The organism is Nocardia sp. NPDC051929, assembly GCF_044548645.1.
Classification (GTDB): domain Bacteria; phylum Actinomycetota; class Actinomycetes; order Mycobacteriales; family Mycobacteriaceae; genus Nocardia; species Nocardia sichangensis.
This window is the reverse complement of record NZ_JBIUCG010000002.1, coordinates 25220-48791: the sequence shown is the minus strand read 5'-3', so window position 1 is coordinate 48791 and position 23572 is coordinate 25220. Positions and strand designations below refer to the sequence as shown.

The 23572-nt window shown below is 68.9% G+C and carries 22 protein-coding genes and 1 pseudogene; 5 read left to right on the top strand and 18 right to left on the bottom strand.

Annotated elements, in window-relative coordinates; translation table 11 throughout:
• Positions 1 to 139: 139 nt before the first annotated feature.
• The 7 genes and pseudogenes from ACIHAX_RS02345 to ACIHAX_RS02315 form a co-directional block, all read right to left on the bottom strand.
• On the bottom strand, positions 140 to 1195 hold the full coding sequence (locus ACIHAX_RS02345; protein WP_397275381.1) for a cobalamin-independent methionine synthase II family protein: 1056 nt from the start codon (positions 1193 to 1195) through the stop codon (positions 140 to 142).
• Positions 1196 to 1769: 574 nt separating this feature from the next.
• Positions 1770 to 1991, bottom strand: a complete 222-nt coding sequence (locus tag ACIHAX_RS02340; RefSeq protein WP_356961115.1) for a hypothetical protein — start codon at positions 1989 to 1991, stop codon at positions 1770 to 1772.
• Between the two features lie 197 nt (positions 1992 to 2188).
• Positions 2189 to 2302, bottom strand: a pseudogene (locus ACIHAX_RS02335) (electron transfer flavoprotein subunit alpha/FixB family protein); the annotation flags it as partial.
• Positions 2303 to 2354: 52 nt separating this feature from the next.
• A complete protein-coding gene (locus ACIHAX_RS02330) occupies positions 2355 to 2552 on the bottom strand; it encodes a hypothetical protein (RefSeq protein ID WP_397275379.1) in 198 nt (65 codons plus the stop codon).
• A gap of 98 nt (positions 2553 to 2650) precedes the next feature.
• Entirely contained in the window at positions 2651 to 3001 is a 351-nt protein-coding gene (locus ACIHAX_RS02325) for a hypothetical protein (RefSeq protein ID WP_397275377.1), read from the bottom strand.
• A gap of 143 nt (positions 3002 to 3144) precedes the next feature.
• Entirely contained in the window at positions 3145 to 4101 is a 957-nt protein-coding gene (locus tag ACIHAX_RS02320; RefSeq protein ID WP_355078776.1) for an electron transfer flavoprotein subunit alpha/FixB family protein, read from the bottom strand.
• A 36-nt stretch (positions 4102 to 4137) separates the two neighbouring features.
• The gene (locus ACIHAX_RS02315) at positions 4138 to 4923 is read right to left on the bottom strand and encodes an electron transfer flavoprotein subunit beta/FixA family protein (RefSeq protein ID WP_355078775.1); all 786 of its coding nucleotides are present in this window, start codon (positions 4921 to 4923) and stop codon (positions 4138 to 4140) included.
• 262 nt (positions 4924 to 5185) lie between these two features.
• Here ACIHAX_RS02315 and ACIHAX_RS02310 point away from each other — a divergent pair, with 262 nt between their 5' ends.
• The 3 genes from ACIHAX_RS02310 to ACIHAX_RS02300 are packed head-to-tail and all read left to right on the top strand — an operon-like array spanning position 5186 to position 8918.
• On the top strand, positions 5186 to 6004 hold the full coding sequence (locus tag ACIHAX_RS02310) for a methyltransferase domain-containing protein (protein WP_355078774.1): 819 nt from the start codon (positions 5186 to 5188) through the stop codon (positions 6002 to 6004).
• Positions 6001 to 7668 (top strand): glycoside hydrolase family 57 protein, encoded by a 1668-nt coding sequence (locus ACIHAX_RS02305; RefSeq protein WP_355078773.1) that lies wholly within the window; start codon positions 6001 to 6003, stop codon positions 7666 to 7668. The genes ACIHAX_RS02310 and ACIHAX_RS02305 overlap by 4 nt, the downstream gene beginning before the upstream one ends.
• A complete protein-coding gene (locus ACIHAX_RS02300) occupies positions 7665 to 8918 on the top strand; it encodes a glycosyltransferase family 4 protein (protein ID WP_039795312.1) in 1254 nt (417 codons plus the stop codon). The genes ACIHAX_RS02305 and ACIHAX_RS02300 overlap by 4 nt, the downstream gene beginning before the upstream one ends.
• A 4-nt stretch (positions 8919 to 8922) precedes the next feature.
• Here ACIHAX_RS02300 and ACIHAX_RS02295 read toward each other — a convergent pair whose 3' ends face one another.
• Positions 8923 to 9468, bottom strand: coding sequence for a DUF1697 domain-containing protein (locus ACIHAX_RS02295; RefSeq protein WP_355078772.1), 546 nt, complete (start codon positions 9466 to 9468; stop codon positions 8923 to 8925).
• Between the two features lie 33 nt (positions 9469 to 9501).
• Positions 9502 to 10251, bottom strand: a complete 750-nt coding sequence (locus ACIHAX_RS02290) for an acyltransferase (protein ID WP_355078771.1) — start codon at positions 10249 to 10251, stop codon at positions 9502 to 9504.
• A gap of 232 nt (positions 10252 to 10483) precedes the next feature.
• Between ACIHAX_RS02290 and ACIHAX_RS02285 the strand changes: the two genes are divergently transcribed.
• Positions 10484 to 11782 (top strand): PQQ-binding-like beta-propeller repeat protein, encoded by a 1299-nt coding sequence (locus tag ACIHAX_RS02285; RefSeq protein WP_364429359.1) that lies wholly within the window; start codon positions 10484 to 10486, stop codon positions 11780 to 11782.
• Between the two features lie 264 nt (positions 11783 to 12046).
• Here ACIHAX_RS02285 and ACIHAX_RS02280 read toward each other — a convergent pair whose 3' ends face one another.
• The 9 genes from ACIHAX_RS02280 to ctaD form a co-directional block, all read right to left on the bottom strand.
• A complete protein-coding gene (locus ACIHAX_RS02280; protein ID WP_397275374.1) occupies positions 12047 to 13210 on the bottom strand; it encodes a class I SAM-dependent methyltransferase in 1164 nt (387 codons plus the stop codon).
• Positions 13211 to 13406: 196 nt separating this feature from the next.
• A complete protein-coding gene (locus ACIHAX_RS02275; protein ID WP_355078768.1) occupies positions 13407 to 14384 on the bottom strand; it encodes a class I SAM-dependent methyltransferase in 978 nt (325 codons plus the stop codon).
• 37 nt (positions 14385 to 14421) lie between these two features.
• On the bottom strand, positions 14422 to 15198 hold the full coding sequence (locus ACIHAX_RS02270; RefSeq protein ID WP_355078767.1) for an enoyl-CoA hydratase-related protein: 777 nt from the start codon (positions 15196 to 15198) through the stop codon (positions 14422 to 14424).
• A gap of 245 nt (positions 15199 to 15443) precedes the next feature.
• Positions 15444 to 16214 carry an NUDIX hydrolase gene (locus tag ACIHAX_RS02265; protein WP_364429615.1) on the bottom strand — a complete coding sequence of 257 codons (771 nt, stop codon included), beginning with the start codon at positions 16212 to 16214 and terminating at the stop codon, positions 15444 to 15446.
• Positions 16215 to 16671: 457 nt separating this feature from the next.
• Entirely contained in the window at positions 16672 to 17505 is an 834-nt protein-coding gene (locus ACIHAX_RS02260; protein ID WP_364429369.1) for an ABC transporter ATP-binding protein, read from the bottom strand.
• A 136-nt stretch (positions 17506 to 17641) separates the two neighbouring features.
• Positions 17642 to 18445 (bottom strand): aminoacyl-tRNA hydrolase, encoded by an 804-nt coding sequence (locus tag ACIHAX_RS02255; protein WP_397275371.1) that lies wholly within the window; start codon positions 18443 to 18445, stop codon positions 17642 to 17644.
• Positions 18442 to 18753, bottom strand: a complete 312-nt coding sequence (locus ACIHAX_RS02250) for a protease inhibitor I42 family protein (RefSeq protein ID WP_397275369.1) — start codon at positions 18751 to 18753, stop codon at positions 18442 to 18444. The genes ACIHAX_RS02255 and ACIHAX_RS02250 overlap by 4 nt, the downstream gene beginning before the upstream one ends.
• Before the next feature lie 372 nt (positions 18754 to 19125).
• Positions 19126 to 20343, bottom strand: a complete 1218-nt coding sequence (gene serB / locus ACIHAX_RS02245) for a phosphoserine phosphatase SerB (protein ID WP_039795339.1) — start codon at positions 20341 to 20343, stop codon at positions 19126 to 19128.
• 182 nt (positions 20344 to 20525) lie between these two features.
• Positions 20526 to 22268 (bottom strand): cytochrome c oxidase subunit I, encoded by a 1743-nt coding sequence (gene ctaD / locus ACIHAX_RS02240; protein WP_355078763.1) that lies wholly within the window; start codon positions 22266 to 22268, stop codon positions 20526 to 20528.
• A 456-nt stretch (positions 22269 to 22724) separates the two neighbouring features.
• Between ctaD and ACIHAX_RS02235 the strand changes: the two genes are divergently transcribed.
• Positions 22725 to 23531 carry a VOC family protein gene (locus tag ACIHAX_RS02235; RefSeq protein WP_397275367.1) on the top strand — a complete coding sequence of 269 codons (807 nt, stop codon included), beginning with the start codon at positions 22725 to 22727 and terminating at the stop codon, positions 23529 to 23531.
• The last annotated feature ends 41 nt before the right edge of the window (positions 23532 to 23572 follow it).

Here is a 23572-nt window from a genome sequence, read left to right as displayed (position 1 = left end):
GCCGCTCCACATGCGTCTATCGAATTCCACTACAACGCAACGACCCTGCTGCGTGTCTGGGCTGAACCAGCTTGCAACCGCAATCCGACCCTGCGCGAGAGGACCGGCCCCGGCCTGAACCGGGGCGAGTCACCGCAATTCAGACGCCCAATTCCGTCGCCGCCAGCGCCGTGCCCTCGATACGCGCACGGATCTTGGCGAACGCGGTCTCCCGCGAGGTGGAGGTGTCGTCGGCGAACGGCGAGAAGCCGCAGTCGTCGCAGGTGCCCAACCGATCGACGGGCAGGTAGCGGGCGGCGAGCAGCACCCGGTCGCGGACCTGTTCGGGTGTCTCGACCTGCGGGTCGATCGGGTCGGTGACACCGATGAACACCCGCGCCTCGGCGGGCAGGTGTTCGGCGACCACGGCGAGCACCTTCTCCGGATCCGGCTCGCTCGCGAACTGGAGGTAGAACGCGCCCACTCGCAGTTGCAGCAGCTTCGGCAGCAATTCGACGTAGTCCACGTCCAGGCTGTGCGTGGAGTCCTGGTCGCCGCCCGGGCAGGTGTGCACGCCGATCCTGGCTCGCTCCTCGTCCGAGAATCGGTCGAGCACTGTGTTGTTCAGCTCGATGAACTGGTCGAGCACACCGCCGCTCGGATCCAGCTTGAGCGACAGTCGCCCTTCGGTGAAGTCGAGTTGCACCAGGTGCGCGCCCGCCTCCAGGCAGGCGCGGATATCGGCCTCCGCCGCGTCGGCGAGGTCGGCGAGGAACTGCTCGCGGGGGTAACCCTCGATCCCGTCGGCCGGATACAGCAGGCTCAGCGCCGATGGCGCGATGACGGCCTGCTTCACCGGAACGGTGGCGTGCTGCTGCGCGTCGCGCAGATAGTCCGCCGCGTGCGCGGCATAGCGGAACGGACCGGAGGCCAGCCGGGGCAGCTGTCTCTGGTGTCCGTCGGCGAACGGGATGATCGCCCCGTCCGGGGCCAGATTATCCAGCCCGGCAATCGGATAGGTGGCGAAGCTCGGCTTGGACTGCTCGCCGTCGGTGACGACGGGAGAGCCGAGTTCTTCCAGCTTGCGGACGGTCTCGGCGACCGCGCTGCGCTGGAGTTCGGCGAGCGCGGCGGCGTCGCCGGATTCGTCGGCCATGGCGGCCAACAGATCGTGAGGTCGAGGGATGCTACCGATCGGTTCCGTTGGGATGCTCACCGGCCGAGTGTAAGTCCGCCACCCGCATCGCCGACGCGAAATCGCCTGCACCGTAATTTCTTTCGCAGCGGTCACGATTTTCGCTCACCTGGCCTCGAGAGTTCGCACCAATTTCGCGCCGATTTTTCCCGACCGAGCACAACGAACCAAGCGCTCGACGATCAGCGCCTCTACATCCTCATTGGCCACAACGGTTCGAGCCGACCAGCGCCTCGGCGGAGTCGCTCGCACCCGGTGTCAGTTCTCTCGTTTCCTCGCGAGGCGCACGAACAACATGTCGGCCGCGCGGCGGCTATTCGCTCGACCAGTTGGATCAGGTCACAGTCGCAAGTGGTGGATCGCGAGACTCGAATTGCCAGTCGGCCGCCGCCGAACCGGCCTCCCTCGCAGCCTCTCGACAGGCCATCATCGGTCTCACACGAGAGTTCCGGTGGCCGTAGGCAAATATTTTCGGCGGTGGTCGAAAACGGGACAGGACCACCGCGCAGCAATCGACGCGGTGGTCCTGGGGTTGTGCGACAGATCGTCCGGCGAGGGTGGTGCGGATCAGGTCAGCCCGCCCTCACCACTCCGATCAGCGGAAGATGCCCACTCGCCAGCCGTTTCCTACGGCCTTGCAGCTGTAATGGGGGACGTTGATGTCACCCTCGGAAACGCGCCGCGCCTCCTCTCGCTTCGCGGCGGCCAGGCATTCCTTTTCGTTCGGATACACCTCTGCTTGCGCCGCAGGCGCCAAGGCGATCAGTGCCCCCGTGGCCAGCGCGCCCATCAGCAGTCCCGTAACCGTCTTCTTCACTTCTGAATCCCCTAGTGTCGATGACTCCCCCCCTTCGGGGGACTTGACGCCGATGAAACTAGCAAGCAACGCGTGAGATCGGCGAATCGGGTCATCAACCGTGCCGACCACGAGCAGTCTCGGGCCATCTGGTAATCCCAAGGGCGCGTTGGGGATCGCGCACCAGAACCGCAGGCTGACCAAATCAGCGAAAGGCGTCAGCCCTTGTGCGTCTTGACCGCTTCGGTCAGCTGCGGCGCGACGTTGAACAGGTCGCCCACGATGCCGAAGTCGGCGATCTCGAAGATCGGCACCTCTTCGTCCTTGTTGACGGGCGACTTTCGCATCGACCAGATCCCGGGCAGAGTTTCTCGCACGCCGACGTCAGCTCTCCCGGTGTAGATAACTCGAGTCCAGGCTGATCATCCCGGTCAGGCGCCAAGCACCGCGTTCGAACACGAGATCGCCGGACACGACAATCGGCTGCTTGCTCTGGTGTGCGCGGATCGCCCACTGATAGTCGTCACCGACGAGCGGTACGTGCACTTTTCGCAGACGTCCGTCCACGTGTGTCGACAGCACGATGCTCGTGGCTTCTCGAGTTCCCAGTACATGCGGCTGGATGTTCTGAGCCCGTCCTCGGAAAGGTCTAGCAGTTCATCCGGCTCATCCGGTATGAGCTACACGCCGAGCACTGCCGGGACGAACCGCTTGGGATTCACCAGCTCGAGAAACCCGTCTCGCTTCATCGACCACGTCATGTCCTGTGGTCTGAGCAAGTGCTGCTGCGTCGTGCACTTGAGCTGCATTTCGAATTCAGGGCAGTAGTATCTCGCATAATCCGCGGAAGCCACGATGGTGATGTCAACCCCGTCGTAGTCGGTCTCGTGACTCTTGACCGAACAGCCCGCAGCGGCGGCGACCATGCGCACGAAACCGAGGCTGAATTGTTCCTGCCGCGCGGTGATCGGCAGACCGCCGTCCACGCCGGTCACCGTCTGAGAACTGCCGCTGTCCACGACGCCGCTCATCGCCCCCCTTGTCCCCATCCTGCAGTGCAGCAACGCACGCCAACAGTAGCTCAAAAGCGTTGCAAGCACTGCTATTTGGATGTGCGAAGAAAAAGTGGCCCCGACCGTCCGGTCGGGGCCACTTCTCGATCGCTCCGAGGGTGTCAGCCCTTGTGCGTCTTGACCGCTTCGGTCAGCTGCGGCGCGACGTTGAACAGGTCGCCCACGATGCCGTAGTCGGCGATCTCGAAGATCGGCGCCTCTTCGTCCTTGTTGACGGCAACGATGGTCTTCGAGGTCTGCATGCCCGCGCGGTGCTGGATCGCGCCCGAGATGCCGAGGGCGATGTACAGCTGCGGGGAGACCGTCTTACCGGTCTGGCCGACCTGGAACTGGCCCGGGTAGTAGCCCGAGTCGACGGCGGCGCGTGAAGCGCCCACGGCCGCGCCGAGCGAGTCGGCCAGGGCCTCGACCACCGAGAAGTTGTCGGCGGAACCGACGCCGCGGCCACCGGAGACCACGATGCTCGCCTCGGTGAGTTCCGGGCGGTCACCGCCGACGACCGGCTCGCGCGAGGTCACCTTGACCACGCCCTCTTCCTGCGCGGGCACCTCGACGGTCACCTTCTCGCCTGCGCCGGCCTGCGCGGAGGCCTCGACGGCGCCCGGGCGGACCGAGATCACCGGGACATCGCCGGTGACCTTGGCGTCGACGGTGAACGCGCCACCGAAGATGGAGTGCACGGCGGTGCCGTCGGACTTCACGTCGATGACGTCGACCAGCAGGCCGGAGCCGATGCGGGCGGCCAGGCGACCCGACACCTCCTTGCCCTCGGCGCTGGCGGCGACGATGACGGCGGCGGGCGAGACCGACTCGGTGAGCGCGGCCAGCACGTCGACCTTCGGGGTCACCAGGTAGTTCTCCACATCGTCGGACTCGGCGATGTAGATCTTCTCGGCGCCCGCGGCGGCCAGCGCGTCGGCCAGCTTCTCGCCGGTGCCCGCCGTGCCGAGCACGACGGCGGCGGGCTCGCCAAGGGCGCGAGCGGCGGTGAGCAGTTCGGTGCTGACCTTCTTGATCGCACCCTCGGCGTGCTCGACGAGCACGAGTACTTCAGCCATGTGTTCTCTCCTAGGAAGTCTGCAGCGCTACCGAGATCAGATGATCTTCTGGCCGATCAGGTACTGGGCGATCTTGGTGCCGCCGTCGCCTTCGTCGGCGATCTTCTCGCCCGCGGTGCGCGGAGGCTTCGGTGTGGCGGCGGTGACGGCGGAACCCGCGTTCGCGACGCCAACGGTCGAGGGGTCGACGCCCAGGTCGGCCAGCGTGAAGGTCTGCACTTCCTTCTTCTTCGCGGCCATGATGCCCTTGAAGGACGGGAAACGCGGCTCGTTGATCTTCTCGGTGACGCTGACGATGGCGGGCAGCGAGGCCTCCAGCTTGAACACGCCCTCGTCGGTCTCGCGCTCACCGGTGATCTTGTCGCCGTCGACGACCAGCTTGCGCAGGTGCGTCAGCTGCGGCAGGCCGAGGTACTCGGCGATGATCGCGGGCACCGCGCCCGCGCGGCCGTCGGTGGCCTCGTTGCCCGCGATGACCAGCTCGACACCCTCGACCTGACCGAGCGCACTCGCCAGCACCCACGCCGTCTGCACGGCGTCGGAGCCGTGGATGGCCGGGTCGTTGATGTGGATGGCCTTGTCGGCGCCCATGGACAGCGCCTTGCGGATGGCCTCGGTGGCGCGGTCGGGACCGGCGGCCAGCACGGTGACCTCACCGCCCTGGGCCTCCTTGATCAGCAGCGCCTCTTCGACGGCGCGCTCGTTGATCTCGTCGAGGACGGCGTCGGCGGCCTCGCGATCGAGCGTGAAGTCACCATCGGTGAGCTTGCGCTCGGACCAGGTGTCGGGAACCTGCTTGATGAGTACGACGATGTTCGGCATCGGTCTTCGTCGACCTCCTGTTCTGGTTACACGTATGTGGTGGTCGCACGAACTGCGCCGTACGCCCGGGTGGGTGGCTCAGGCCGTGACATTACCTTACGTTAAGTTACCCGCGGGTAACTTAGTGGCTTCTCTCTCACAATTGGTTACCACGCACTACAGTGCGCGGTTCCGGCGACCCCTTTCCCGGCGAGCGAAGCCGCCCTCCGGGGCAGCCGGGTGGGGTATGCCCCGCGGATGCCGTGCCAGTAACGTCGGAGTGATGAGCGAGGCTGTGATCCCTGCCGCAGTGGACGACCCGTCCGGCATCACCGTGGCATCCGAGACGAGCACCGGCGCCGTCGAACCACTGCCGCTGACCGGCGAGCGCACCGTTCCGGGCATCGCCGAGGAGAACTACTGGTTCCGCAGGCACGAGATCGCCTACGCCCGTCTGCTTGACCGTTGCGCCGGAAAGACGGTGCTGGAGGCGGGTTCCGGTGAGGGCTACGGCGCCGACATGATCGCCGGCGTGGCCACCAAGGTGATCGGCGTCGACTACGACACCGGCGCCGTCGAACACGTGCGCGTGCGCTACCCCCGCGTGGAGATGCTCCACGGCAACCTCGCCGAGCTGCCGCTGGAGGACGCCTCGGTCGACGTCGTGGTGAACTTCCAAGTGATCGAGCACCTTTGGGATCAGGCCCAGTTCCTGCGCGAATGCCTGCGCGTGCTTCGTCCCGGCGGTGAGCTGCTGATCAGCACCCCCAACCGGATCACCTTCTCGCCCGGTCGCGACACTCCGCTCAACCCGTTCCACACGAGGGAACTCAACGCGGCCGAGCTGACCGAATTGCTGGTCGAGGCCGGATTCGAGGTGTCGGAGATGATCGGCGTGCACCACGGGCCCGGCCTGAAAGCATTGGACGCCAAGCACGGCGGGTCGTTCATCGACGCGCAGATCGAACGCGCGCTGGCCGGGGAACCCTGGCCCGCGGAACTCACCGCGGACGTCGCGAGCGTCGCGGTGGACGATTTCGAATTGCTGGCCGCGAACATCGACGCGAGCCTGGATCTGATCGCCATCGCGGTGAAGCCTTGACCGATCGCGGTACCGTGCCCGGCGGGCACGCGGCAAGTCCCGTGCCGGGCCAGTTCACCTTGGTCCTGCACTCCCACCTGCCCTGGCTGGCACATCACGGTCGCTGGCCGGTCGGCGAGGAATGGCTCTACCAGTCCTGGGCCGCCTCCTACCTGCCCGTCGTCGAAGTGTTGCGAACCCTTGCGGCCGAAGGCCGTTCGCATCTGCTCAGCCTCGGTATCACACCGGTACTCGCGGCCCAGCTGGACGACCCGCACTGCCTGGCGGGCATGCACCACTGGCTGGGCAACTGGCAGCTGCGCGCCGACGAAGCCGCCATGGCGGGCAATGTCGCGCTGGGCAGGCACGAACACCGCCTGGCCGCCGCCGCCCTGGCCGAGTTCGAGCAGTACTGGCGGCACGGCGCCGCGCCGGTCTGGCGCGCGCTCGTCGACGCGGAGGCCATCGAACTGCTCGGCGGCCCGCTGGCCCACCCGTTCCAGCCGCTGCTGGACCCACGGCTGCGCCAGTTCCAGCTCACCGAGGGCCTGGCCGACGCGCGACACCGCTGGGGCCACACACCGACCGGCATCTGGGCGCCGGAATGCGGCTACACCCCCGGCATGGAGGTCGGCTACGCCGCCGCGGGTGTGACGCATTTCATGGTCGACGGCCCCGCGCTGCGCGGCGATACCACGCTCGGCCGACCGGTCCGGGATTCCGACGTGGTCGCGTTCGGGCGCGATTTGCAGGTGAGTTACCGCGTGTGGTCACCGAAATCCGGCTATCCCGGCCACGGTGCCTACCGTGACTTTCATCACTATGACCACGCCACAGGTCTCAAACCCGCGCGGGTCACCGGCAAGACCGTCGCGGGCCCGGACAAGGCTCCCTACGATCCGGAACTCGCCGCCGCGGCCGTCGTCCGGGATGTGGACGACTTCGTGCGGACGGTGCGCGAGCGGTTGATCTCCGAGTCCGAGCGGATCGGCAGGCCCGCCCTGGTCGTCGCCGCGTTCGACACCGAACTGTTCGGCCACTGGTGGCACGAGGGCCCGCAGTGGCTGGCGCAGGTACTGCGGGCGCTGCCGGAGGCGGGCGTCACCGTGGGCACCCTCGCCGACGCCCGAGCGCGCGGCTACCTGGGCGAACCGGTGCCACTGGCCGACTCGTCCTGGGGTTCGGGCAAGGACTGGCGGGTGTGGGCGGGCGAACAAGTGCGCGACCTGGTCGAGCTCAACGACGACATCGTGCGGCTGACCCTGGACACCGTCGACAAGATGCGCGCCGCCCAGGGCGGCGCACCCGGACTCCGCGATCACGTCGCCGATCAGCTGCTGCGCGAAGCGATCCTGACCGTCTCCAGCGACTGGGCGTTCATGGTCAGCAAGGACTCCGCCGCGGGGTACGCGCGCGACCGCGCGCACCGCCACGCCCACGCCGTCCGGGAAATCGCCGCGGCCGTCGGGGCGGGCCAACTCGCGAAAGCACGGCAGTTGGCGGCAGGATGGGGGGCAGCTGACGGACTCTTCCCCGGCGTGGACGCGCGACGACTCACGTCCGCGGGGTCCGTACCCAGCGCCACCGGGGCAGTATCCGCCGCCGAGCCAGGCCCGGACTCCGCCACCGCGGACCACGGACCGGTTCCGGCGGACCCGGGCTCGGCCGCAGAAGGACTTGCATGAAGATTTTGATGGTGTCGTGGGAGTACCCACCCGTCGTGGTCGGCGGGCTGGGTAGGCACGTGCATCACCTCGCCGTCGAACTCGCCGCGGCCGGCCACGAGGTGGTCGTCCTGTCCCGGCGCCCCTCCGGCACCGACGCCTCCACCCATCCCACGCACTCCTACATCGCCGAAGGCGTGCTGGTGGTCGCGGTCGCCGAGGACCCGCCGGTGTTCGACTTCGGCGAGGACATGCTCGCCTGGACGCTGGCCATGGGACACGCCATGGTGCGCGCGGGCGTCGCGCTCGGGAAGCCCGGCATCGGCGACGGCTGGACGCCGGACGTGGTGCACGCGCACGACTGGCTGGTCGCCCACCCCGGCATCGCCCTGGCCGAGTACTACGACGTGCCGCTGGTGTCGACCATCCACGCCACCGAGGCCGGGCGGCACAGCGGCTGGGTCGCGGGCAAGGTCAACAAGCAGGTGCACTCGGTGGAGTGGTGGCTCGCCAACGAGTCCGACGCGCTGATCACCTGCTCGTCGTCCATGCAGGACGAAGTCGAGCGGCTCTACGGTCCGGAGCGGATCCCGATGACGGTGATCCGCAACGGCATCGACGTGGGCGCGTGGACTTTCCGCCCGCGCGCGCCGCGCAGCGGTCCGCCCCGGCTGCTGTACGTGGGCAGGCTCGAGTACGAGAAGGGCGTGCAGGACGCGATCGCCGCGCTGCCGCGCATCCGCCGCGCCCACCCCGGCACCACCCTGACCGTCGCGGGCGTCGGCACCCAGTTCGAGTGGTTGCGCGAGCGCGCCCGGGTGCACCGCGTCGCCCGCGCGGTGAACTTCGCCGGTCAGCTCGACCACGCGGAACTGCTCGGCTGGCTGCACGGCGCCGACGCGATCGTGCTGCCGAGCCGATACGAACCGTTCGGCATCGTCGCGCTGGAGGCGGCCGCGGCGGGCACCCCGCTGATCACCTCGACGGCGGGCGGCCTGGGCGAGGCCGTGATCGACGGCGTCACCGGCGCCTCCTTCGCGCCCGCCGACGTCGACGGATTGGTCGAGGCGGTCCGCGCCACCCTCGACGATCCCGCCGCCGCGCAGCAGCGCGCCTACGCCGCCCGGGAACGGCTCACCGCCGACTTCGCCTGGGATGTGGTGGCCGCCGAGACCGCTCAGGTGTACCACTCGGCCAAGCGGCGGGTGCGCAACCCGTTGGGCCGCCCGTCCATCGTGGAACGCCCGCTGCCGGAACGCGATCCGAAGTAGCCCGCTAAGCCGCCAGTTTCTTGACTACGCGCTCGATCGTGAGCCAGGTGCGGGTGGTGATGTCCTTGCCGTATGTCTTCTCCAGCCAGGCCATGAAGTCGGGCGTCTTGCCCGGCTGACTGTTGTCGATGACCGCGAGGAAGGCACGGGCCGCCTCGTCGTAGCCCACGACCCGGGTGAGCGGGTCCGGCCGCTCGGGCAGGGTTGCCGGAGGCTCGGCCGTGTCCTTGAGGAACGTGGCGATCAGATACGTGCCGCGTCCGTGGGTCAGGCCGTGGAAAGGGTCGGTGTCCAGCAACGCGCGCAGTTCGTCGTGGCTGCGGATGATCGTGCCGCCGCCGATGCCCAATTCCTGGACCAGCGCCTGCTGGATACGCTCCTCGAGCGCGGGCACGTCGGTCTCCGCGCTGCGGAACACGATGTTGCCGCTGGTCAGCACCGAACCGACGCCCTCGAATCCGAGCGATTCGAACACCGCGCGCAACTTCGCGTTGCTCATGTTCGGATTGCTCGGCATGATCCCGCGCAACAGGGCGGCGTAGGCAGTCATAGCGCGAACCTACCCGCCCGCACCGACGAACTCTCAGGCGTTCTGCGCGGCACCGTTCTTCTTGCGCGCGATGTCCTCCAGCGCGGCAAGGTATTCGGCGCGCTGCTCGGCGCCCGCCTCCCAGGCCGCCTTGCGGTTCTTGACCACCTTGGCCGGCGCGCCGACGGCGATGCTGAAGTCCGGGATCTCGCCCTTGACCACGGCGTGCGCGCCGAGCACGCAGCCGCGCCCGACGCGGGTGTCGCGCAGCACGGTCACCTTGGCCGCGATCCAGGTGTCGGGGCCGATGCGCACCGGGCTCTTCACGATGCCTTGGTCTTTGATCGGCACGTTGATGTCGTCCATCTTGTGGTCGAAGTCGCAGATGTAGCACCAGTCGGCGACCAGGGTCGATTCCCCGATCTCGATGTCGAGGTAGGTGTTGACCACGTTGTCCTTGCCGAACACCACCTTGTCGCCGATGCGCAGCGAACCCTCGTGGCAGCGGATCGCGTTGCCGTCGCCGATGTGCACCCAGCGGCCGATCTCCATGCGGCTCAGTTCCGGCGTGGCGTGGATCTCGACGCGGCGGCCGAGGAAGACCATGCCGCGCAGCACGATGTGCGGGTTGGCCAGGCGGAACTTGAACAGCCGGTAGTAACGCACCAGATACCAGGGCGTGTACGCCCGGTTCGCGAGCACCCAGCGCAGCGACGCCCGCGTCAGAAAACGCGCCTGCTGCGGATCCCGGCGGCGCGATCCCCGCCAGCGCGAGCGCAACGGTGCGCCCCACATGCTCGTCACGAACGGTTCTCCTGTCGTGGTCCTACCGGCCGTCGCCCGCCTCGGCGGCGACGGATAGAGCCTATCGCCCGTGGCGAGCATCGCGACGAGCACCCGCTACGACAACGCCGGGACTCGTTCACCCGCGCAAAGGCCTCCCGTACAGTGACTCCTGCGCCGGACAGGGCGCGGGTGCGAGCCAACGACGACAGGAGTACGGCAGGTGCGAAGCGGCGGCGTACTGGCTACTTCCATGTGGCGACCGTCCCGGAAACGCGCCGCGGTCGTGCTGGCCGCGGTCGGCGCGCTGACGCTGGCCGGTTGCGGCACCGACTACGACGACATCACCGTCGGCACCGGCAAGGGCTGGACCGCCGCCTACCACGACGGCCGCAACAGCGGCACCGCTCCGGTCACCGGGTCGCGGAAGCTCGGACTGAGCTGGCAGCGGCCGGTCGGCGGACCGATCGCCCAGCCGATCACGCTGGGGCCCGACGGCCAGCTGTTCGTCACCACGCGTCTGGCGAACTGCTCGATCTTCTCCTTCCAGATGGCCACCGGCCGCAAGCGGTTCTGCAACGCCCTCGGCCCGAGCGCGATCTCCTCGCCGTCGGCGGTCGACTGGATGTCCAATGTCTACATCGGCGACGACAGCAGGGTGATCTCCTTCAACTACCTGGGCCAGCCGCGGTGGGCGACGCCCGTGGCCGGAACGCCGGTCTCGGTGCAGTTCACCGGGGACGGCAAACTGCTGACGATCAGCCAGTCCGGTCAGGTCGACGTGCTGTCCAGGCAGACCGGGGACCGGGCGGTTCCGAGCGTGCAGTTGCTCGGCGAACCGGATTTCCTCGCGCACGCGGGCCTCGGCTGGCCGGACGCGGGCCAGGGACTGGACGACTGCGCCACCGGAGGGCCGCATTGCCCGGTCGCGAACATCTCCCCCATCGACGCCGCCAGTGGCCGTTTCTACGTGACGTTGTGGCAGCCGGGGCGGCCTGCCGCGTCCCTCGTCGCGCTGCGCTACACCGGCGCGAAGGTCGCGCGGGAGTGGAGCGCCGAGTTGTTGCTCGGTGGCAGCGCGACCAGTCCGGCCCTGTCCGCCGACGGCGGCACCGTCTACGTCGGCGACAACAACAACCGCCTGATCGCGCTCGACACCGTTGACGGGCGGACCAAGTGGGTGCACCGGCTGGATTGGACGCCGCGCGGCGGCATCTCGGTGTCCGACGACGGCCTGATCATCCCGTCGGGCGAGGAAGGCTACCTGCTCGCACTGCGGGACAACGGCGACAGTGTCGAGACGGTTTGGGAACGTAAGGATCTGGCGCTGCGCGGCCCTGCGGCGCAGACGGCGGGCGACACCGGCTACGTCACCGCGGCGATCGGCGACGGCCTGAACCTCGTCACCTTCGACACGCGGACCGGAACCACCATCGATTCCGACGTCCTCCCGGGCGCGAAGGGTACGACCACCGGTACGTCGGTCGGCGCGAAGGGTGAAGTCGTGGTCGCCACCCGCATCGGCGAGATCTTCGCGTTCACACCGGAATAGCGCCCGGTCGCGAGGTCCGGGTGCGGAGCCCGCTGGAGCGGCCCGCGCGCGGATACCAGCCGGGCAGACTCGTTTCGGATACCGGGCCCGCAGTGCAGACGCGGGGTTGATCCGCGCGGGCGACGCGGACGGTCGGCGCGGCCGGTAGAGTCGCCGATCTTCGGCAGCGATCTGCCCGCACAGCCGACGGACCAACGGTGTGCCGACGCCGCACGGCTCGTCGTCGCGGGACTTCCGGCGTAGGGCACGATTCGCCCCGGATGGTCACGGGGTGACACAGAGGAAGACCGTCGCGCTACGGCCTATGCGAGTGATCACCAGCGTATGCGGTTGACTGCCACGGAGCTTGAGGCGCGAACGGAGGGCATCGGGGTCGATGTCGACACCCCGGGCGAGGATTTCGAGGGGTCCGCAGTCACGGCGATGCAGTTCGGCGCGGAGCGCCTTCTCGCGGAAGTCCATACGGTCGAGGACGCGGAAGCCACGTACTCCCTCGGGCACGGTGTCGCCGGTGAGATAGGCGATGCGGGGATCGAGTTGCCACAAGCCGTGTTTCGCGGCGTAGTGGCGGACGAGACCGGCGCGCACGACCGCGCCGTCCGGGTCGACGATCCACTGCCCCGGCGGGCGCTCGTCGATGATGTCGGGTTCGGCGTCGGTGATAGTCCAGGCGGTGGCCTTGGAGGAGAGCACCGTGGCACGACGGGTGACGCCGGGCTCGGTGAGTCCCGACGACCAGAGGCACGCCTCGCGCACGGAGCCGTCGAGCGACACCACCTCCACCTCGCCGGGCCAGCCGAGACGGTCGAAATCCAAACCGGGAGCGCACTTCACAGCGAGATCGCGCCCACGATAGGCGTCGAGCAGATCCGGCAGTGGCGGTTGCAGTTTGGCCGGGTCGTGGGTGCGGCGGCCGTCGGCGCGCCGGGCCGGGTCGGCGGTCACGACGGTGTCGACGCTGCACGGCGTCAGCGCATCCGCCTTGGCCAGCAAGACATTCCGATGACCGGACAGATTGCGGGACGCCATCGCCAACCGTACGTCGTCCAGATCGCTGCCGAGCACGGCGGGACAGTGCGGCGCCAGGGCCGCCAGCTCCGCGCCGATCGAGCAGGTCACGTCGTGCACCGCCCGCCCGGCCAGGCGCGTGGCCCGGTGCCTGGCGACAGCGGTCGGGGTCGCCTGCTGCAAGGCGTCGTCGGTGAACAACCACTCCCCCGCGTCGGCCAGTTTGGCCGTGGCGCGGCGGCGCAACCGGACCGTCTCGACCAGCGCCGCGGCGCGGTCACCATAGGCGCCGCGCACCTGCTCGAGATCCTTCAGCAGGGACACGGACGTCAGCGCCAGGCGATCCACTTCGGCCAGTGCGGCCCGACCGGTCGCGCTACCCAGGTACCCGACGTCGTCGCGGGTGAAGAGATAGCCCACTATCGGCCCCGCATAGGGATCGAGTCGACCCGCCTGATTCCGGCGATCGTGATCGTGCCGGTTCGGATCATGAAAGACCGAGCCCGGTCACGGCATTCGAACCGGCGCGGCGACATGGGCTCGGGTACACCCACCGCGGCAGCCCCGATGGTGCTGCCGCGATGAGCGATGCGGTCGCGACAGATATCGCGCGCCACTACTTTCCGGCGGAGGTGGGCTTCACGCCGGTGATCATGGCGTTGTAGAAGAACTGGCGCGGGACGACTCGGCGCATGACGTTCTCGTCCACCCAGCTCAGGCCCAGCCAGGCGCGGTACATCGCCATCCGGTAGCGCCAGGTGAGCTTCTCGGCGGGGACCGCGGCCTCGAAGGTGCGCACGGGCCAGCCCCACAGGGCGGCCGCGAACTCCTCGGTCTTGGCCGCCACTTCGACGGCGCCCGCCGAGCGAGCCATCGACTCCAGTGCGCGCGGATCGAAGGTGTGCAGGTCGACGACGGCCTCGAGGGCCGCCGCGCGCGAGGACTCGTCCAGCTCCTCCTGCGGACGCCGCCAGTCGCTGAGCATCGGCAGCTTGGTCACCGTGGTGGTGGCCTTCCACGTGATGCGGCCCAGCCAGCGGGCGTAGAAGTTGCCGACCGTGGTCGGCTCACCGGCGAACACGAAGCGGCCGCCCGGCTTCAGCACGCGCAGGCACTCCTTGAGCGCCAGCTCGACGTCGGGGATGTGGTGCAGCACCGCGTGGCCGACCACCAGATCGAAGGTGTCGTCGTCGTAGGGGATGGTCTCCGCGTCGGCGACCCGGCCGTCCACGTCCAGTCCGAGGTTCTGCGCGTTTCGCAGCGCCACCTTCACCATGCCCGGCGACAGGTCGGTGACCGAGCCCGATTTCGCCACGCCCGCCTGCATCAGGTTCAGCAGGAAGAATCCGGTACCGCAGCCCAGTTCGAGCGCCTTGCCGTAAGGCAGCGGCGCGGGGCCGACGGCCAAGTCGAACCGGCCGCGCGCGTATTCGATACAGCGCTCGTCATAGGAAATGGACCATTTGTCGTCATAGGTCTCGGCTTCCCAGTCGTGGTAGAGCACCTGGGCCAGCTTCGTATCCTTGAGCGCTGCTTCGACCTCTGCCTCGGTGGCGTGCGGGTTCGGCGCGGGGTCGTCGGGACGTACCGTCATGGTCGGCAAGCCTACCCAAATCCGCAGTTGACGCCTGCTATCGGCCCACGAATTCGGCCGACCCTGGACCGTTGGCCAGATAAGAACCTGTTCCTATCAGGCGATCTTCCGTCGTGAACAGGGCCGACCACTCGCCGCGGGCGCGATCGAGGCCGTGCGGACCGGCTTCGAAAACCGCTTTCGCGGCGGCCAGCGCGCGGGCGGGACCGTCGGCGAACTGGCGCGCCCACCGCATCGCGGCGGTGTACACGTCGTCCGGCGCGACGACTTCGTCGACGAGGCCGAGCGCCTTCGCCTCGTCCGGTTCGACGAAACGACCGGTGTAGACGAGGTCCTTGGCCGCTCCCGGCCCGATCAGCAGGGACAGGCGCCGGATGCCCGCGAGCGGGATCAATCCCGTCTCGATCTGCGGCAGGCCCAATTTGACGTTGTCACCGATGATGCGGCGGTCCGCTCCCAGAGCCAACTCCAGCCCGCCGCCGAGGCAGTAACCGCTGATCGCCGCGACGGTGGGTTGCGGGATCCGGGCCAGACAGCCAAGGGCGTGCTGCAGGTCGGCCGCCATGGCGGCGGCCTGGGCGCTGCCGAGCCCGAACAGTTCGGCCACGTCGTCGCCCGCCGAGAACACTCGTTCGTCGCCGTACACCACCACCGCGGCGACACCCTGGTCCGCCGCGACGGCGTCCGCCGCCTCGGCCAGTTCGCGCGCCAGCTGCAGGTTCAGCAGGTTCATCGGCGGGCGGGCGATCCGGAGGACGGCCACGCGCCGCGCGGCATCGCCTTCGGTCAGCTCCAGGGTCACGAATTCGGCCATGGGACGCACGCTACCGGGTGCTGAGCGGCGTGAGCGGTGGGCCCTCAGAACCGCGGCACGATGTCAGCGCGAGCGTCCTCCGATGCGGACAGGAGGCACAGCGCGGGCGGTCGGACCCGGCAGGCGGCACACCCCTCGCCGGTGCCCTACCACTACCGGGCAAGCCCGCACGGCAGACCTGTGCACGGCCGGCAGACACCGCAGCATGGCCGGAAAGCCCGCTCAGGCGGGGAGCGCCCGAACGGTCACGGGCGCGCCGAGCCCTTGAGCCGCCCGGCATCGGGGAGATCGGCGAAATAGCGTCGGTTGTCCGGGAAGGACAGCAGCTGTTTGCCGTCCAGATCGGCCAGCACCGGCATGATCGGATCGATAGTCCGCCGCGCGGCGAGGATGTCGGCGGTGGAGGCGAATTCGCCGAGCGCGATCAGCTGCGACCAAGTCGGTGGCAGCAGGACGTCTGCTCCCGAGCGCCACCGTGCCAGCGCCTCGGCAGGGGTGCGCCACTGCACCTCCGCCGCCTCGGAGGTGGCACCGTCGGCGAGCTGCCCCTGCGGCAGCACCGCGACGAAGAAGCGAGTGTCGTAGCGACGCGGCTCGATGACCGGCGTGATCCAGTTCGCCCACGGCCGCAGCAGGTCGGCGCGCAGCACCAGCTTCTCCTCCGCGAGGAAGGACGCCAGCGACAGTTCCCTGCGCTCGAGCCTTGCGCGGGCCTCGTGGTAATCGGTGGTGTCGGAGACGACGCTGTCGGCGGTCGGCCCGGCCAATAGCACGCCGCACTCCTCGAACGTCTCCCGGACGGCAGCGCAGACCAGCGCCTTCGCCCTGGTTTCGCTGGTCGCGAATTGTTCGGCCCACCATGCGGGTTCGGGACCGGCCCAGGCGATGTCGGCGGTTCCGTCGGACGGGTCGACGCCGCCGCCGGGGAACACGGTCATGCCCGCGGCGAACGCCATCGCGCCGACCCTGCGCTGCAGGAAGATCTCGGGCCCGTCGGCTCCGTCGCGCACCAGCATCACGGTGGACGCGTCTTTGAGCGGCGGTTCGGGTTGCTGAGAGTCTGCCTGCGCTACTGTCTCACTCACCCTTGCACCTTAATAGGTGCAGTCGGAAGTCCGTCCTCAGCCCGCGCACGGCCGGAGCGAACGCGAAAGTACGCACAACAGGCGCAGTCGGACGTCGTCCAACCGCAGCCCGCCCACGCCCGGAGCGAACGCGTACGCACAACACGCGAAGTCGGACGTCGTCCAACCGCAGCCCGCCCACGCCCGGAGCGAAGGCGGAGGTACGCACAACGCGCACGGCCGGAGCGAAGGCGGAGGTACGCACAACGCGCACGGCCGGAGCGAAGGCGGAGGTACGCACAACGCGCACGGCCGGAGCGAAGGCGGAGGTACGCACAACGCGCATGGCCGGAGCGAAGGCGGAGGTACGCCTGACGCACCCAAACTGCGCGATCGCACGCCGTCCGAGTCAGCGGGTGCGGTGACTGCCCGCCCGCCGCGAACGCCGCGCGAAGTAGCGGCCGTCGACTCGATCCAGGGCGATCGACTGGCGGAAGGCGTCGCTGAGGTTCTCGGCGGTGAGCACGTCGGAGAGCAGGCCCTGCGCGACCACTTCGCCCTCGTTGAGCAGCAGGCCGTGGGTGAATCCGGGTGGGATCTCCTCCACGTGGTGGGTGACCAGCACGATCGCGGGCGAGTCCGGATCGGCGGCGAGATCGCCGAGCCGCTCCACCAGTTCCTCGCGGCCGCCCAGGTCCAAGCCCGCGGCGGGCTCGTCGAGCAGCAGCAGCTCGGGATCGGTCATCAGCGCGCGGGCGATGAGCACGCGTTTGCGTTCGCCCTCCGACAGCGTTCCGTAGGTGCGGTCGGAGAGATGTTCGGCTCCGAGGCTTTCCAGCATGTCGATGGCGCGATCGGTGTCCACGTCGTCGTAGCGCTCCCGCCAGCGGCCGAGCACCGCGTAACCCGCGGACACCACCAGATCGCTGACCTTCTCGTCGGTCGGAACCCGGCTGGCCACCGCCGCCGACGACAGCCCGATGCGCGGGCGCAGCTCGCTGATGTCCACCTTTCCGATGCGCTCCCCGAGCAGATGGGCGATGCCCGCGGTGGGATGCAGTTCGGCGGCGGCCATACGCAGCAGCGAGGTCTTGCCCGCGCCGTTGGGGCCGAGGACCACCCAGCGTTCGTCGAGCTCGACCTGCCAGGTGACCGGCCCGACGAGAGTACGGCCGGAGCGGCGGACGGTCACGTCGGTGAAATCGATGAGCAGATCGGGATCCGGTTGCGGCACGCGCTCCATCTTGGCCCACCCCGGGGGGCACTTGCCAACGCAGGGAGGGAAAACCGGCCCGGTCGGTCGATCTGTGCTGGAACGCCGCCGTCCCGGCCGGATCGGCCGCACCGACCGACACGCGCGCCGCGCCGTAGCGGAGGGTTCACCAGGACCGGGCGGGCACCGCGATCACCGTCATGGAGCCCGGCGCCACTTCGGTGTATCCCGCGTCGCGCACCGCGATCGCCGCGCCCTCCACCACGTGCTCGGCCAGCGACGCCCAGCGCCGTGGGTCGGCCTCGCGGACCGCGCAGCGGAAGCCGAGTTCCGCCCAGCGCAGCGCGTGCTCCACCGGCAGCGCACCGGCCAGCAGCATGCTCGCGTGACCCACCTGCGCGGCGGCCTTGCCCAACGTCATCCCGAGCCCGGCGTTCACCCACAGCACCGGCAGTTCGGGATCGGGCGGGCCGGGCTCATCGTGCGTGAGGTCGGTGCCGCCGATCTGCAGACGCTTGATTCGCGGGTCGACCTGCCCCACCGGCCCCGGGACCAGCGCCCGCGCCTGCGCGCCGTCGATCTCCACCGTGACGCCCGCGACAGCGCAAGTCGCCTGCCACTGTGCGCCGCGAGCGCGCCGAGCCACCTTGCGGATCCGGGAGCGCTTCCAGGCCAGATAGCGTTCTTCCCACTCGCCGCCCGGCCCGACTCGCTCGTCCAGGCACAGTGCCACCGCGGCCGACGCGGCGGCGGCGAGCAGCGCACTGCGCGGCGGCGGGTCGCTCTTCGGCAGATGCAGGACCATCTGCATCGCCTGCACCATGGCCGGGTCGTCCGGATCGCCCGCGCCGTAGCCGCCGGCCAGCTCCGCGTGCCGGGCCCGGAACCCGTCGACGTCCGACGCCGTTGCCACGCCGCGGATCTCGCCGTTCGCACGCACTTCGGCGCCGCATTCCGGAATGCTCGTCATCGCTCCACCTCGATCGTCGACGAAAACGTCCGGGCCGGTTCGGAACCCGGCTCCCACGGACGCGCGTACTCCATCGTCAGCGGCGACGCACGGGACGCCACGCCGACGAAACTCAACACCCACGTCCTGCCCGCGCCCGGCGCGGGTGGGTCGGGTTCGAGATCCGCCGCTCCGTCCTGCTTCGCCACGGCCGCACCGGCTTTCGCGATACTCCCCGAGTAGGCGGTGGACGGATTCGCGGGGTGCGCGATCACCAGCCGCCGCCCCATGCGCGGTGGTCGCTGTTGTCGACCCCCCGCTTCGCTCATGCGGACAACGGAATTCGCGGACTCTGTCGTCAGATCCGGCACGCCGCACCCCGCCGCCGATCCGGCGGGCAGCACAAGCAGGGACTTGCGCACCCGTCCTCCGATCGCCGCATGATCAACAGCAGCGAGCCTACCGATGCGGGCGTACCTCCGCCTTCGCTCCGGCCATGCGCGGAGTCATCGACCGACTACGTCCGACAGCACCCATCCAGCCGTACCTCCGCCCTTCACTCCCGCCATGCGCGGAGTCACCGACCGACTACGTCCGACAGCACCCATCCAGGCGTACCTCCGCCCTTCACTCCCGCCCTGCGCGAAGCTATCGACCGACTACGTCCGACAGCGTTTACCGAGGCGGAACCGGGCGGATGTTCAGCCCAGCGGGACGCGGCGCAGCAGGCCGTCCCTGGCGTCGGCGGCCTCCACCTCGTGCCGGGTGACCCCGAGGATGAACAGGACCGCGTCCAGATACGGATGGGAGAGCGCGGCGTCGGCGACCTCGCGCAGCGCCGGTTTGGCGTTGAAGGCCACGCCGAGCCCAGCGGCGTTGAGCATGTCGATGTCGTTGGCGCCGTCACCCACCGCGACGGTCTGTTCCATCGGCACCCCGGCGTCGGCGGCGAACTTGCGCAGGGCGGTCGCCTTGGCCGCGCGGTCGACGATCTCGCCGACGACGCGGCCGGTCAGCTTGCCGTCCACGACTTCCAGGGTGTTCGCCTGCACGAAGTCCAGTTCCAGCTCGTGTGCCAGCGGTTCGATCACCTGCCGGAAACCGCCCGACACCACGCCGCAGCGGAAACCGATCCGGCGCAGCGTGCGGATGGTGGTGCGGGCGCCGGGGGTCAGCTCGATCCGGTCGGCGACCTCCTCGATCACCGACTCGTCCAGCCCGGCCAGCGTCGCTACCCGCTGCCGCAGCGATTCGGCGAAATCGATCTCGCCGCGCATGGCGGCCTCGGTCACCTTGCGGACCTCGTCCTCCACGCCCGCGTGCGCGGCGAGCATCTCGATGACCTCACCCTGGATCAAGGTGGAATCGACGTCGAAGACGATCAACCGCTTGCCCCGGCGCGCCAGCCCGGCACGTTCCACGGCGACGTCCACCTGCTCGGCCACCGCGACCTCGGCCAGCGCCGTGCGCAGCCGCGAATCGGTGTCCGGGCCGGAGTCGGTCGCGGTGACCATCAACTCCATGCCGGTCACCGGGTAGTCGGCGATACCGCGGATGGTGTCGATGTTGGCTCCCAGCGCGGCCAGTTGCCGCGACACCGCGCTGAACGCGCGCGCGGTGACCGGGCTGCCGAGAATGACCACCGCGTGGGTGGACATCGGCTGCCTGCCGATCGCCGCGTCCACCTCCACGTCGACGTTCATGCCGACGGTGTTCATGGCCTCTTCGAGCTCGTCCTGCAACGCCTCGGCGTCGGTCGGGCAGGTCACCAGGACACCGAGGGTCAGCCTGCCCCGGATCACGACCTGCTCCACGTCCAGCAGGCTCACTCGGTGCCGGGACATGGCCGCGAGCAGCACGGACGTCACACCGGGGCGGTCCGGCCCGGTGACGGTGACGAGGACGGTGGTGTCGGCCAACTGATGCGCTCCATGTTCGATGTTCGCCGTCGCTGTGCTGGACGTCGTTGTCGCAACGCACGGTGCGTACTGATCTCCACAAACGAGTGTGCACCCGCTGGTGACCAGCGGGTGCACACTCGTCGCGATGAATCCTACGGCGCGGCCGGACATCGCCCGTCCGGCGCCGCCGGGCAAGCGCCCTACTGCGCGAGGACGTTCGGCTCGTGCAGGTCGGTGGCGTGCTTACCCGCGCCCCAGCCGACGTGCGCCTCGGCGCGCATGCGCTCGACCATGTGCGGATAGTGCAGCTCGAACGCGGGACGCTCCGAGCGGATGCGCGGCAGCTCGTAGAAGTTGTGCCGCGGCGGCGGGCAGGTGGTGGCCCACTCCAGCGAGTTGCCGTAGCCCCACGGGTCGTCCACGGTGACCACCTCGCCGTAGCGGTAGCTCTTGAAGACGTTCCACAGGAACGGCAGCATCGACGCGCCGAGCACGAAGGCGCCGATCGTGGAGATCGTGTTCAGCGTGGTGAAGCCGTCGCTGGGCAGGTAGTCGGCGTAGCGGCGCGGCATGCCCTCGGCGCCCAGCCAGTGCTGGACCAGGAAGGTGGTGTGGAAGCCGATGAACGTCGTCCAGAAGTGCCACTTGCCCAGGCGCTCGTCCAGCATCCGGCCGGTCATCTTCGGGAACCAGAAGTAGATGCCCGCGTAGGTGGCGAACACGATGGTGCCGAAGAGCACGTAGTGGAAGTGCGCCACGACGAAGTACGAGTCGGTGACGTGGAAGTCCAGCGGCGGGCTGGCCAGGATGACGCCGGACAGACCACCGAAGAGGAAGGTGACGATGAAGCCGATGGAGAACAGCATCGGCGATTCGAAGGTCAGCTGACCGCGCCACATGGTGCCGATCCAGTTGAAGAACTTCACACCGGTCGGGACCGCGATGAGGAAGGTCATGAACGAGAAGTACGGCAGCAGCACGGCGCCGGTGGCGTACATGTGGTGCGCCCACACCGCGATCGACAGCGCGGCGATGCCCAGGGTGGCGTAGACCAGCGTGGTGTAACCGAAGATCGGCTTACGCGAGAAGACCGGGAAGATCTCCGAGACGATGCCGAAGAACGGCAGCGCGATGATGTACACCTCGGGGTGGCCGAAGAACCAGAACAGGTGCTGGTAGAGCAGGATGCCGCCGGTCGCGGGGTCGTAGATGTGGCCGCCCAGGTGACGGTCGTAGGCCAGGCCGAACAGCGCGGCGGTCAGCAGCGGGAAGGCCAGCAGCACCAGGACGCTGGTCACGGCGATGTTCCAGGTGAAGATCGGCATCCGGAACATGGTCATACCGGGAGCACGCAGGCAGACCACCGTGGTCAGCATGTTCACGCCACCGAGGATGGTGCCCAGACCGGACACCGCCAGGCCCAGGATCCACAGGTCGGTGCCGACGCCCGGGGAGTGCAGGATGTCGGTCAGCGGCACGTACGCCGTCCAGCCGAAGTCCGCGGCGCCGCCCGGGGTGATGAAGCCCGCGGTCGCCATGCTGGCGCCGAACGCGTACAGCCAGTAGCTGAAGGCGTTCAGGCGCGGGAAGGCGACGTCGGGGGCGCCGATCTGCAGCGGGAGGATGATGTTCGCGAAGCCGAACACGATCGCGGTCGCGTAGAACAGCAGCATGATCGTGCCGTGCATGGTGAACAGCTGGTTGAACTGCTCGGTCGAGAGGAACTGCAGGCCCGGCCGGGCCAGCTCACCGCGCATCAGCAGGGCCATCAGGCCACCGATGAGGAAGAAGCCCATCGACGTGGTCAGGTACATGACACCCAGGACCTTCGGGTCCGTGGTGGTGACCATCTTGTAGATGAACGAGCCCTTCGGCCCGGTCCGAGCCGGATAAGGCCGAGTCGCTTCCAACTGAGGGACTGGCTGGGGCTCTACGGCAGTCACTGATCCTCCTGAAAGGTGCCTTTAGGTCGCTCCGCAGGCTCCGCTGATCGCATCCATCCCGATGTCGGAACAGACGACAGTTCGCTTGCGCTCTCCGAATCGTAAACCCGTGAAGATGCGCCCGACCGAACGGGTCCTACTCTCTGTCGTATTTGTTTGGCCGCGACTTCGTCGCGGCGTGTTCGCGGCCCCCTCATGGCTCGCGTCCGAGCGACCGCCGCTGGCGACTTCGTCGCGGACGCGGCGGCCGCTCGGACGCGAGCCGGGCCGCGAACGGCGCATGCTCGGTCTCGCTTCGCTCGAAAGACGTGGTCGGGGTGCGCTGGGCGCGTCGTTATCCGGACTCCGGACACACAGCGCGCGGTTCCATATTCGTGCCGCCGGGACCGATGAGTTCTGTAGGTGGCGGGCGTCTGTAGAGGTGACACGAGTTCACCTCAGGCCAGGAGAGCAGCGATGACCGGAACCAACCGCACGAAGATCGGCGATCCCTGTTGGGTCGATTTGTACAGCTCCGACCTCGATCGGAGTATCGCGTTCTACCGCGAACTGTTCGACTGGACCGCCGAGAGCGCGGGCGAGGAGTTCGGCGGGTACGTCACCTTCCGCAAGGACGGGCGCGCGGTGGCGGGCGCGATGGCCAGGATGCCCGGCGACACCGACAGCCCGGAACAGTGGACGGTGTATCTGGCCAGTTCCGGCGCACAGGCCACCGCCGACGCGGCGACGGCGGCGGGGGCGTCGCTGGTCGTGCCACCCATGGCGGTGGGCGAGCTGGGCACGATGGCCGTGCTCGGCGACGTCGGGGGTGCGGGCGTCGGCATCTGGCAGGCCGGGACGTTCCCCGGCTTCGAGACCATGGGTCTGGTCTCCGGCGGGCAGTGGCGTGAGCACGCGGGCGCGCCGTCCTGGTTCGAGCTGCACACCCGCGCCTACGACGCCTCGTTGACCTTCTACCGGGAGGTCTTCGGCTGGTCGGACGTCTTCACCGTCTCCGACGCCCCGGAGTTCCGCTACTCCACCATCCACGCCGAGAGCCCGATGCTCGGCGGCGTCATGGACGCGTCGGCCTTCCTGCCCGAGGGCGCACCCGCGGGCTGGATCGTCTACTTCGGCGCCGACGACGTGGACAAGACCGTCGAGCGGCTCACCGAACTGGGCGGGACGGTGCTCTCGCCGCCCCAGGACACGCCCTACGGCCGGATGGCCGCGGTTACCGACGCCACCGGCGCCCGCTTCAGCATCGGGGGCAATCGGCTTTGAGCCCGGCGGGCCCGCACGAAGAGTTCCTGGACCGGCGAACA